The sequence below is a fragment of the Marinomonas sp. KMM3893 genome (assembly GCF_004352855.1).
GTDB classification, from domain to species: domain Bacteria; phylum Pseudomonadota; class Gammaproteobacteria; order Pseudomonadales; family Marinomonadaceae; genus Marinomonas; species Marinomonas arenicola.
Window position 1 is genome coordinate 54,555 of sequence record NZ_SJSC01000005.1, and the last position, 11,604, is coordinate 66,158.

The 11,604-nt window shown below is 45.0% G+C and carries 9 protein-coding genes, 1 other RNA gene and 1 pseudogene; 7 read left to right on the top strand and 4 right to left on the bottom strand.

Translation table 11 applies throughout. The features are described 5' to 3' along the window. Positions 1 to 168: 168 nt before the first annotated feature. Positions 169 to 1,877 (bottom strand): annotated as a pseudogene (locus E0D71_RS12760) (proline--tRNA ligase). A 210-nt stretch (positions 1,878 to 2,087) separates the two neighbouring features. On the opposite strand from E0D71_RS12760, the gene E0D71_RS12765 reads away from it, so the two are divergent. The 3 genes from E0D71_RS12765 to E0D71_RS12775 all read left to right on the top strand — a co-directional run bounded on the left by E0D71_RS12765 (position 2,088) and on the right by E0D71_RS12775 (position 4,132). After that, positions 2,088 to 3,098 (top strand): permease, encoded by a 1,011-nt coding sequence (locus E0D71_RS12765; protein ID WP_133003700.1) that lies wholly within the window; start codon positions 2,088 to 2,090, stop codon positions 3,096 to 3,098. 68 nt (positions 3,099 to 3,166) lie between these two features. Next, positions 3,167 to 3,538 (top strand): helix-turn-helix domain-containing protein, encoded by a 372-nt coding sequence (locus E0D71_RS12770; RefSeq protein WP_165942998.1) that lies wholly within the window; start codon positions 3,167 to 3,169, stop codon positions 3,536 to 3,538. A 189-nt stretch (positions 3,539 to 3,727) separates the two neighbouring features. Beyond that, positions 3,728 to 4,132, top strand: coding sequence for a metalloregulator ArsR/SmtB family transcription factor (locus E0D71_RS12775; protein WP_133003702.1), 405 nt, complete (start codon positions 3,728 to 3,730; stop codon positions 4,130 to 4,132). A gap of 100 nt (positions 4,133 to 4,232) precedes the next feature. Here E0D71_RS12775 and E0D71_RS17570 read toward each other — a convergent pair whose 3' ends face one another. Both E0D71_RS17570 and ffs read right to left on the bottom strand, forming a co-directional pair. Beyond that, positions 4,233 to 5,546, bottom strand: coding sequence for a PAS domain-containing methyl-accepting chemotaxis protein (locus E0D71_RS17570; protein ID WP_133003703.1), 1,314 nt, complete (start codon positions 5,544 to 5,546; stop codon positions 4,233 to 4,235). 563 nt (positions 5,547 to 6,109) lie between these two features. After that, an RNA gene (gene ffs, locus E0D71_RS12785) (signal recognition particle sRNA small type) lies at positions 6,110 to 6,206 on the bottom strand. Positions 6,207 to 6,434: 228 nt separating this feature from the next. On the opposite strand from ffs, the gene E0D71_RS12790 reads away from it, so the two are divergent. The 4 genes from E0D71_RS12790 to E0D71_RS12805 all read left to right on the top strand — a co-directional run bounded on the left by E0D71_RS12790 (position 6,435) and on the right by E0D71_RS12805 (position 10,586). Then, complete coding sequence (locus E0D71_RS12790; RefSeq protein WP_133003704.1) at positions 6,435 to 7,301, top strand: 6-carboxytetrahydropterin synthase; 867 nt, start codon at positions 6,435 to 6,437, stop codon at positions 7,299 to 7,301. Between the two features lie 25 nt (positions 7,302 to 7,326). Then, the gene (hisI, locus tag E0D71_RS12795) at positions 7,327 to 7,731 is read left to right on the top strand and encodes a phosphoribosyl-AMP cyclohydrolase (protein WP_133003705.1); all 405 of its coding nucleotides are present in this window, start codon (positions 7,327 to 7,329) and stop codon (positions 7,729 to 7,731) included. A 340-nt stretch (positions 7,732 to 8,071) separates the two neighbouring features. After that, positions 8,072 to 9,739, top strand: coding sequence for a methyl-accepting chemotaxis protein (locus E0D71_RS12800; protein ID WP_133003706.1), 1,668 nt, complete (start codon positions 8,072 to 8,074; stop codon positions 9,737 to 9,739). 61 nt (positions 9,740 to 9,800) lie between these two features. Further along, the gene (locus tag E0D71_RS12805) at positions 9,801 to 10,586 is read left to right on the top strand and encodes a class II glutamine amidotransferase (protein ID WP_133003707.1); all 786 of its coding nucleotides are present in this window, start codon (positions 9,801 to 9,803) and stop codon (positions 10,584 to 10,586) included. A gap of 25 nt (positions 10,587 to 10,611) precedes the next feature. Here the strand turns inward: E0D71_RS12805 and E0D71_RS12810 are convergent, their stop codons facing one another. Continuing rightward, positions 10,612 to 11,565 carry a 2-oxoglutarate and iron-dependent oxygenase domain-containing protein gene (locus E0D71_RS12810; RefSeq protein WP_133003708.1) on the bottom strand — a complete coding sequence of 318 codons (954 nt, stop codon included), beginning with the start codon at positions 11,563 to 11,565 and terminating at the stop codon, positions 10,612 to 10,614. Between the last annotated feature and the right edge of the window lie 39 nt (positions 11,566 to 11,604).

Here is an 11,604-nt window from a genome sequence, read left to right on the forward strand (position 1 = left end):
GCACGAATCAAAGCAAACAAATCTATGGGGCAATGGGCAGCAACTTATCACAACAAGGGGCGCAATATTAAGGAGGCATCAGCTGATATCGGCTGATGCCTCAATCAATGTTGTAGGCGCTTAATACCATAAAAAAATCAATCCATTGAAATTGCATGCATTAATGACTTACAAGGTCTCTAAATATGCTTTTAACACATCAACACTCATCAGTTGCTTTTTCCCTGTTCGCCGCTCTCTATACTCCAAAAAACCTTGATTAAGGTTCTCTTCGCCAATCACAATAATATGAGGGATACCGATCAGCTCCATATCCTTCAGCATCACACCAAAACGCACCCCTCTATCATCAAGCAAAACATCCATACCCTTAGAAACAAGCTCTGTGTACAAGCTTTCTGCCACATCTAATAATCGACTGGATTTGTGCCCATTCACAGGCACGATGGCCACTTGAAATGGAGCAAGCGCATCTGGCCAGATAATCCCCAAATCATCATTATTTTGCTCTATTACTGCGGCAACAACACGAGAACAACCAATCCCATAGCTCCCCATTTCCATGGCCTGCTGCCTACCATAGACATCAAGGACAGTTGCCCCCATAGATTCTGAATACTGGCTACCTAATTGAAAAATATGGCCGACTTCAATACCGCGCTTAAGAAATAACTTTCCTTGCCCACAAGGGCTGGGATCACCTTCAACCACATTACGCAGATCAGCCACCTTGGTTGCATCTACATCAGTCCCCCAGTTTATTCCACAGAAGTAGTTACCTTCAGCATTAGCACCTGCGATGAAATCGCCCAACACAGCTGCAGAGCGATCAACAATCAATGGAACACCAAGCCCAACCGGACCGAGCGCCCCCTTGCCCCCAGTCATATATTCGCAAGCTTCCCTATCCGTAAGCACATGGAGTGGATAAGCCACATCACAAAGCGCCGCCACCTTAGTTTCATTTAGCTCATGATCCCCTCGAACAACCAGAGCAATAACACCCTCCTGCATTTTATCGGACGCTTTTACCAAGTATGTTTTGACTGTTTTTTCAATGGGAATACCATATTGCTCAGCAAATTGCGCGACTGTTCTAACCTCTGGCGCTTCAATAAGCGTCATTTTTTTCTCGGCAATAACCTGCCTCTTAAATGGCGATAAAGCCTCAGCGTTTTCTATGTTCGCGGCAAAATTGGAGTCAGTAGAAAATGCAATTAGATCCTCACCTGTCTCAGCCAGCACATGAAACTCATGGGATGTCGCACCCCCAATAGCCCCACTATCAGCGGACACAACACGAAAATCCAACTCCATACGGGTGAAAATATTACAGTATGCCTGATGCATTTTCGCGTAGGTTTCTACCAAGCTTTCTTTATCTAAATGAAATGAGTATGCATCTTTCATAGTGAATTCTCGTGATCGCATAACACCAAAACGAGGCCGCATCTCGTCTCGAAACTTGGTTTGAATTTGAAACACATTGAGAGGCAGTTGCTTATAGGATTTCAATTCATTACGAGCAATGTCCGTAATAACCTCTTCATGAGTTGGACCCAGCACAAAAGAGCGGTTTTGACGGTCTTTTATACGCAGCAATTCAGGGCCAAACTTAGCCCACCGCCACTCTCCTTCCACAACCCAGAAGGTTGAACTATCGGCATTAGCATTTCTATCGCCCCGGCATTATTCATTTCCTGACGAACAATACCTTCCACCTTGCGCAACACCCGCAGCCCTGTTGGCAACTAGGTGTATAGCCCTGATGCTAATTGGCGGATCATTCCTGCTCGCAACATCAATTTCTGGCTAGTTGTCTCTACATCTTTAGGCGCTTCTTTCAAGGTAGATAGAAGGTAATTACTAGTACGCATAGTGAGTTCCGCTTGTCATTTATAAAATAAGTGATGGCTTAAAATGCCCGATTTATCTTGCTGCCACTCAAGCCGAAGGTAAATTAAATACAAAGAAACAAGATTTAACCTAGCTATACAGAGAAGATCACAACAAATAAAAACACTTGCACGATAGCGCTTATGTGTATACATTGCGATTCTTGTTTTAACAACCCTTAGAGAAGAACTATGAATACTGAAAAATTAATGATCGCATTGGATGAGTTCATCCACGTTGGCGGCGGACTAACTATTGTGATTGCCGTGGTTTCCATCATTACAGGACTAATGCGCGAGTACCTTCCGCAAGAAAAGCTCCAAAAGAAACTCACCAAACACGAGAAATGGGGGTCATTGCTAGGGGCTAGTTTTGGCATGCTCACCCCATTTTGTAGTGCCTCTGTCGTACCAGTCACCATGGGAATGGCGTCAATGGGAGTGTCACTTGGGACAGTATTAAGCTTCTTGGTGTCCGCCCCTTTATGTAACTTCATCGTACTGGCGATGGTCTATGCCGCCTTTGGCTTTAAGGTCGCTGCTGTTTATCTCGCGGTTACCTTTAGTGCCGCCGTCATTGGCGGCTGGTTAATATCTAAATCTCCTTGGAAGAATGAAATAAAGCGCGGTGATGAATTAATAAATACAAAAGCACCTTCTAGCTGCCACTCTGCGAGCAGTAATACCGCCAACATGTCTCATTGCGAAATGCAGCAAGCGTCAAATTCCTGCGATCTAGAGTTGGGAGAAATGAATAATGGCTCTGCCTCAATCTCCATGGCACCATCAACATCAACAAAAATGAATAACGCGCTAAGCTTTGCACTGGCTCTGTTCAAGAGAATAATCCCTTACGTCCTGTTGGGCGCATTAATCAGCGGTTTATCTGCGGCATACCTACCTGGCGAGCTTGTAGAAAAATACGTTGGAGGTGGCGATATGTCGTCCATCCTCATCGCAGCCGTCATCGGGATCCCGCTTTATCTTCGCATCGAGATGGCCATACCGCTGTTGAATGTTCTGATTTTAAAAGGAATGGGATTAGGGCCTGCGATTGCACTAATTATCGGCGGCACAGGCGCCAGCTTGCCTGAAATAGCGTTGGTTTCGGCCGTTCTGAAGCGAAAAGCCGTCGTCGCATTTGTGTCCATCATACTTATAGCAGCGATCATTGGCGGCCCCCTCTTCCAATACGTCATTTAACTGGAATGCGCCATTCAACCGAATGGCGCGCACCCAGCTGGCTTCCCTCAATAACAAGGAGATAAATCGTGAAAGAAACGTATATTAATGCCTTAAAAGCACTGTCTCATCCGAACAGATTGCAACTGTTCTGGATTGTATTAAACGCAGGTAGAAAAATTAGCATAACTGAGGCGACAGATAGGATGAACGCTCCGCAAGAAGAAGTGACTAATGACTTAGAAACATTACATAAAGCGGGGTTAGTGATCTTGGAGAAGGAAATCAATTGCCTTTATTACAGAGCGAAAGAACAAGTAGAATACCAATATCAAGCTCTTGAAAATTCGATTCGATTCTTACCTGACTCATTTTTCAATCCAGACAAAGAACAGACATCATTACCTTCAGATACGCTTGATAACAATGAGAATGGCATAAAATGGCAGTATCATTACTAATGAGTACGCTGGTCGTTTTTAGGCCGTAAGAATAAATGGCTTTACCAAGATAAACAGAAGCACAATGACTGCAGCCTTATACAACAAAGCACGATATAATCTTCAAAAGCCCTGTGCTCACTGCATACAGAATTCTCCCAAGCAGCACACACATAACGACTTTAATCAATTCATTCTAAAAGGCTAATAATGGACGAGAAGTACATCGATGCACTAAAAGCGCTATCAGACCCGAAACGACTACGTCTTTTCTGGCTTCTGCTTCATATTGATCAAAGAATCAACGTTGCTGAAGCAATGGATGTCATTGGTGACACGCAATATAACGTGTCGCGCAATCTAAAACTGCTCCATAAGGCAGGTCTGCTTACCCCCGAGAAACAAGGAAAATGGGTGTACTACACCCTCAGAAAACAAACAGCCCCACACTGCAAAGCGCTTGTCGATTCCGTTAAATTTTTACCGAAAGAGAATTTTGCAGAAGAGACAAAACGTTGCTTATTACGCTTTTCAATGCGCGTTGGTGGCGAATGTGTCATCGGCTCTAACAGTGAAGAATGGCTAGCGCTCATAAACCAAGAGAAAGCCAATTAAGCACGCCAAATACCGGCATGGTGCAACTTTACGAGATGATCTCTTCTTGTATTGAACAACCATCCCCCAACACCCCATGCCGTTATGCTTACAACATTGACTAAAGTCGACTGTTCAATTGACTGATGGCTTCAAGCACTTGTCGAGCGCCTAAGTGAATATCATTCATCACCGCACCAGCCTCTTCAGATAACTCATTGGCTACTTGGACCTTAGCCATGCTTTCTTCAATCAGCTTCACGGCATTTTGAGTCAGCAACTTATTGTCTTCTACGACTTTAATAATATCTCCAGTCGCCACCGTTGTTCTGGACGCTAACTGACGCACTTCATCCGCTACCACAGCAAAGCCTCGACCCTGCTCACCCGCTCTAGCCGCTTCGATCGCTGCGTTTAATGCCAATAAGTTTGTTTGGTCAGCGATGCCTCGGACATTACCAACCAACTCAGCCACTTTCAGCGATTGCTCACTCAATTCTGTGATGCCAACGGTTGCTTTAGCCATTTGCTCCGATAACTGGCCCATTGTCGCCGTCGTTGTTTGAATGACTTCAATGCCTCTTTTGGCAGCCGTGTCTGTCTTTAGCGATGTGTCGTAAGCGAATTTTGACGTTTCAACCGTGGCTAATTCTCGATTCATTTGCTCGGTGATATTAGTGGCAAATTTGATGACTTTATAAAGTTCACCGGTGTCATCGAAGACAGGGTTGTACGATGCTTCTAACCAAATATCAGAACCATCACGACGAACTCGTTTGAAACGTTCCGAAACGTAGACTCCAGACCTTAATGTGTCCCAGAATTCCCTGTATGCCGCTGAATTAGCCTCTTCATCCGAGCAAAAGATTCGGTGATGCTTGCCGATTATCTGGCTTTTAGAGTACCCCATGGCATGAAGGAAGTTATCATTGGCGTTTAAAATCATCCCGTCGAGACTGAACTCTATAACCGCATTGGAGCGGTTAAGCGCCGTAATCATGTCCTCGGTTTCTCGTGATTTTGTGATCGTACGAGTTAGCTCAGAAGAAAACACATCGAACCCAATAGCGCCATTTGGTCTAGGCGACATTTGGATAATTGATCGGTACCAGTTTTCTGTTCCAGCTTTATTCACGAGCTGAACAGCGCCATGCCAATGTACCTTAGCATTAAGGTTTTCGAACATCTGGCGGCAGTGGTCTTTGTTGAGCGATTTCTCAGCCACTAAATCCTTAAGGCGCATGCCGATTAACTCATGCTTAGTAAAACCAATCGATTCAACAAAAAGCTCATTAACATCAACAATAACCCCTTGCTGATCAAGAGCGTAAAATAACATTTCTTGCTTTAAACTGTTTTCAGTTTGCTCAAGAATATCGATATATTCATGTAATTGCGCTACGTCGTGTAGATACTTCTTTTTACTAACAAGCATAAAGCTAGATGTCTCATCAAGTTATAGTGGAATCTAATGATTATAAGTAAGCCAGGTATTATAAACATTACTCAGCGTACCTGAGGTTTTAAGGCCAACACAATTAAAGACAAGAACCATGCCGGTACACAAAGGCTTATTTGATATTTAATGGTATCAAGTATTGGTAGGCGACACACCACCAAATACTTGACGTCTTTAACGGCAGGCGGGTATTGACGTAATTTCCCGTCAAATTAATAGCCACATTGATAGTAAACAAGCTAAGACTTATCTTCGTAACAAGAGACAAAAAAGGAAAACTCGATGCTCAGGCAAGCGTCAAACTCTAGACCACTTTCACACATGATGGTTGAGTGGTTCTTTCTACTCGCGAATTTGTAGATATTTTTGCTTGGACTTGGCTTACGAAGATAGCGATTGCACACATACCCCTTCTATAAGCTGTAACGGAATAACAACTTAAAATAGACTAGGACAGCTTATGACGATTTTTTGGACAGTTTATGATTTGAATTTATAAATTTTCGAGGGATTTTACAGAATGGAGATTAAGGTGGCATCTCTACCAGCCGCACCTCGGCACACAAGTCCACCGCTGTGGCTGCTTCCTTCCGGACCTGACCAGGTTAACGGTTTATCGTTGCGAGGGGACCAGCAGAGACACCATAAAGGAGGCCTGTTGACCTTGGGGCAGAATTATACGCAGCCATGATGAAATATCAACAAGTTTTGCTACGTTTTTCAAATGCTTAGCAAAAAAAACATTTCCCCCCTCAAATCGAACAGTTTATGCACACTCCCCTTACCCTTTCGTTGTTTTTTAGATTAGTACCAGTTTCGCTATTTACGGTAAGATAGCGCCATCATTTTTAGAGGAGTGGCTACTTGAAGCTATTTGTTAAAAACCTTACGCACGTGGATTTATCCTACTTTGATGCTGAGCGCGGTTTATTAGGCGAAAGCTGGCAAACAGACATAGTGCTGACCGGCAAGCTTAACGACGAGAGCATGATCTGCGACTTCAGTCTTGTCAAAAAACACATTAAGAAATGGCTAGATGATCACATCGATCATATGCTCGCGATCCCGGCTGAGCACCCGAGCACCACATTCACCACCTTAGACAAGGATCGCGTCTCTTTTCAGTTTGATCATGCGGATGGTCGTCGCTTCCTATGCCAAGCACCAAGCCAAGCTATTTGCCGCTTGCCGATGAGCACCATCACCCCAGAAGCGGCAGCGGCCTGGGTAGAGTCGCAAATATTGAACTTGCTACCAGCGGAACTAGAAGCCGTTCGCGTACGCTTTTCACCTGAAAACATCGATGGCGCCGAGTACCAATATAGCCACGGTTTAAAAAAGCATGCCGGTAATTGCCAACGCATCGCCCATGGCCATCGCTCAACCATCGAAATTTATGAAGACGGTGAACGCAGTTTAGAACGAGAAAAAGAATGGGCCAAACGCTGGGAAGACAGCTATTTAGGCACAGAAGAAGACCTGCTTGAATTGATCGACGAAGACGAGCACCACTATCACAGGTTTGGCTATGAAAGTGCCCAAGGCCAGTTTGAACTGCTCATCGACAGCGAGCAAGTCTACATGCTGAACAGCGACACCACGGTAGAGTCTCTTTCAGCGCACATTGCCGACACTCTTGCCGAAGAAAACCCTGGTTCACACTTTGAGGTTCATGCCTTTGAAGGCGTCGGCAAAGGCGCCATTTCAGAAAAACGAATAGATGCACAATAAAGACAAGCAAAACAGGAAACAAAGCATGAGTTTAAAAGCGTTTGAAACCATGAAGAAAGGCGAGACGCTAGCACTGGATGAGGTGCTCGCTAATCTTAAAACAGACGATGCCGGATTAATTGCCTGCATCGCACAACAGCACGATACAGGCGAAGTATTAATGCTGGCTTACATGAATGAAAAATCCATTCGTGAAACACTGGAAACAAGCCAAGTTTGCTATTGGTCTCGCTCCCGCCAAACCTATTGGCGCAAAGGAGAAAGCTCTGGCCATCGACAATCTTTAGTGTCCATGTCTTTTGATTGCGATGGGGATTGCATTTTATTGCAAGTGGATCAAAAAGGCCCTGCCTGCCACACCAATCGACGCGACTGCTTCTTCTTTCGTGTTGAGGGTGACAAGGTTGTCATCCATAGCGCACCACAATAACGCAAAACCCACAACAAACCTGCACAACAAAGAGACACAGGAAGCCGTTTCCTATCCGTGTCTCTTTTTTTATTTGCCTCAAATTCGCCCTCATTCAGTTCAAAAAACAAACAAGCCCCACACCATAACTTCCCTCTCCCGAATTTATGATAGTCAGAGATTTTATCCTTTATTTTCCGATATATAGCGAATACTTCATGAAAACGAACAAGTAGATAGACAAACAATTTACACACGTATTAAGCTAGAACAAAAGATATCCGATACTCGGTATCTATTGGCATATGTTTTGCTCAAAATAATAAAGTCACCTCTCACATAATGACAACTAGGTTAATGCATGCTGAATTTTTCTGTCCGCACCAAAATACTCTCTCTTATTGCGTTGTTTTCGATCGTCATCATTGGCGTCAGTGTGAACTCCGCCATTTCCAGTAAAAAAGTTTTTTCCGAATTACAAACATTGTCTAACCAGAACATAGACCTAATGAGCAATTTAGAAAAAAGCCGTCAGCTCTTGCTGCAGCAATCCGTTGAGTTCGAGCGTGGTTTTTTTCAGGTCTCCATTGCCAAATCCATCATTGGTTATGGCACCGAGCAAATCAAAGAATCCGAGAAAAAATTCAAAAAATACACAAACGAACTGGTCAGTAGCATTGAAAATGCCAAACGTATTTTGACCACCATGCCAGCCAATGAAGAGCGCACTGTCTTACTAACGCAAATTGACGCCCTTGAAGAGCAACAAGCCATCTTCTTAAAAGCGAGCACATCCACTTACCAATGGTGGACCAAGCTGAAAACCATGCAGGCGAACAAATCACGCCGCAGCGCCGACGCCAGTTTAAAAGCCATCAATGCACAGATGGAAGAGATACTGACTGCACTCCACGACTACAACGACAAAACCACCCAGCAGCAAGAACAAAGCATGGACCAAAGCACCTACGCCAGTGGCATTATTGCCGCCGTGCTGATTGTTGTTGGCCTGGTGATCAGTCTGATTATTGTTAATGGCATTTGTGTGCCACTGCGCAAAGCGGTTCGTCGTGCGGAAGAAATCGCCTCAGGTGAACTCATCTTGAAAGAGTCTCGCTCTACCCGTAAAGATGAAATTGGCATGTTAGAAACCGCCATGGATAAGCTAGTCGCTCAACTGCGCGGTATTATCAATGAGGTGGCACAATCGAGTAGCATGCTGACCAGCTCCGCCAACGCATTAAACAAGATCACCGATGAATCATCCGAGATGGTCGAGCGCCAGCAACAAGAGACCTCGCAAATATCGCAAGCGGTGCAAGAAATTCAAGCCACTGCCGTGCATGTTTCTGAATCCACCAGCGATGCCAGTAAAGCCGCCCACGATGCAGAAATAGCCGCCAATGAAGGCGCCAAAATTGTTGCCAATACGATTGGCAGCATTCAAGAATTAGCCGAAGAGATTTCCAGCTCTGCCAATATCATCAACGAACTGGAAGCCAACACAAACGAAATCAGTAATATACTCAATGTCATTCTTGGCATTGCTGAACAAACGAATCTATTGGCACTTAACGCGGCCATCGAAGCCGCCAGAGCCGGTGAGCAAGGTCGAGGGTTTGCCGTCGTTGCGGACGAAGTGCGACACTTGGCGCTTAATACGCAAAATGCCACCCAACAAATCGAGAAGATGATAGCCTTACTCAACTCAGGTACTGCTTCGGCGGTGAAAGCCATGACATCGAGCCATAAGCGCTCAACTGAAGCGGTAAGCCAAGTAAAACATGAAGAATCGTCTCTTGAGAACATCAACCTGTCTGTGTCGAAGATTCGTGATATGAACGATCGAATCTCTAGCACAGCAGAAGAACAAGCCAGCGTTACATCAGAAGTGAGCCGTAATGTCACCAACATTACAGAAATCGCGTCGAAAACCACGGACTCAATTCACGCCATCAGTGAATCCGCAGATCAACTGGCTAATCTGGCGTCGCAACTGTCTGCAAAAATTAGTTATTTCAAGGTGTAAAATACCCCTTGATCGTTTTAAAAAAGGGAGGATTATCTCCCTTTTTCGTTAGGAGAAAACCATGTGTCGTTGGATGGCTTATCAAGGTGATGCTGTTTACCTTGAGTCATTGTTATTTGAACAAGAACACTCCCTTATCCATCAAAGCCTAAGTGCGAAAAAGTCTGAAGTGACAGTCAACGCCGACGGTTTTGGCCTAGGCTGGTACGATGAACGAGAAGAGCCGGGCTTTTATCATGAAATACTGCCTGCTTGGAGCGATTGCAATTTAAAAAGCCTCGCCCGACACATTAAAAGTGGGCTGTTTTTCGCCCATGTGCGAGCGTCAACAGGCACCGCCACCAATCGATCTAACTGCCACCCTTTTAGCTATAAAAACTGGCTTTTTATGCACAACGGCCAAATTGGCGATTATGAAGACTTACGCTGGCAGCTTGATCGTTTGATCCCAGAATACCTGTACAGTGAGCGACGTGGCGCCACGGACTCAGAAGTGATTTTTTTACTGCTGATTGCAAATGGTCTAGAAGAGAATCCTGAAAAAGCCATTGCCGCAACCATCTCCCAAATTCTCAACTTAATGGAGCAAAAGAAGATCACTGAGCCTTTTCGTTTTACCGCCATCTTGTCCAATGGCAGCGAAATGATTGCCATACGCTTTTCGAGCGATGATCACGCACCGAGTTTATATTGCAAAGAGTTTGAGAAGCACATTGTGATTGGGTCAGAACCCCTAGATCTATCAAGCGATGGCTGGGCCTTGATTCCACAGGGTCATATGGCACGCATCAAAAACAACAGATACCAGGTTAAACCCCTGCCAAATCTGATGAAGATGACCGCCTAGCGGCCATCTTCCTTGCGTTTTGTCGTTACGCTTCTTTTTCACGGTAGGCGTAAGTCGCATCAAAGCGCGACTGTATCCAATCACCGCTTAAAATTGGCTCATATTTCGCCGGCTTATTGTCCGACTGACAAGACTCAACACAGACAACATTGGTTTCGTAATCCGGTTCAACAAAAAATGGGAAGGAGTAACGATGAACCCCTTCTACTGGAGACACCACACGGTGCGCGGTTGATACGTACTCGTCATTTGTCCAGCGTTGCATCAAGTCACCAATGTTCACGACCAAGGCGTTTTCAATCGGGGTAGCATCGACCCACTCACCTTGACGGTTTTTCACCTGCAAGCCACCAATTTGGTCTTGCAGCAACAAGGTTACACAGCCGTAATCGGTATGGGCACCAGCGCCATTATCATGGTCGTTCTGTGGACGAGGTGGGTAGTGAATCATTCGCAGCACAGTGACATGGTCGGTGAAACAGCGCGTGAAAAAATCGTCTTCAAGAGACAAGGCTTGCGCCATACTGGTCAGCACCACCTTCGCCACGTCAAACGCCGCCACATAATAATCCTGCAACACTTCTACAGCGGCCGGGTCAGTAGGGTTTTGGTTTGGGCCATACATTTTTGGGTATTTGGCCACCAGCGGATGATCGATCGGCAGATCCAGCGCCATATCAAACGTTTCTTTCCAATCTGCATGGGAGACTTCATCTAGCTGCTCCTCACCAATGCAGCCATAGCCACGATGATTTGGGCTTTGCTTGATATCAATGGCACGCTTTACGTCTTCTGGCTGAGCAAAATACGTCTTCGCTGTCGCCATCAGTTTATTAAATAAGTCACTCGAAATGCCGGTGTTTACCAGATAAAAAAAGCCGATTTCTCGGCATGCTTTATCAAGCGCCCTCACCTCTTCCAAACGTGTCGAATCATTTGTGTGCGTGAGCTTTTCCAAATCAATTAACGGGATAGACACTCTTGGACCCTCCAATTTCACTATTATTATGTTTCGTTC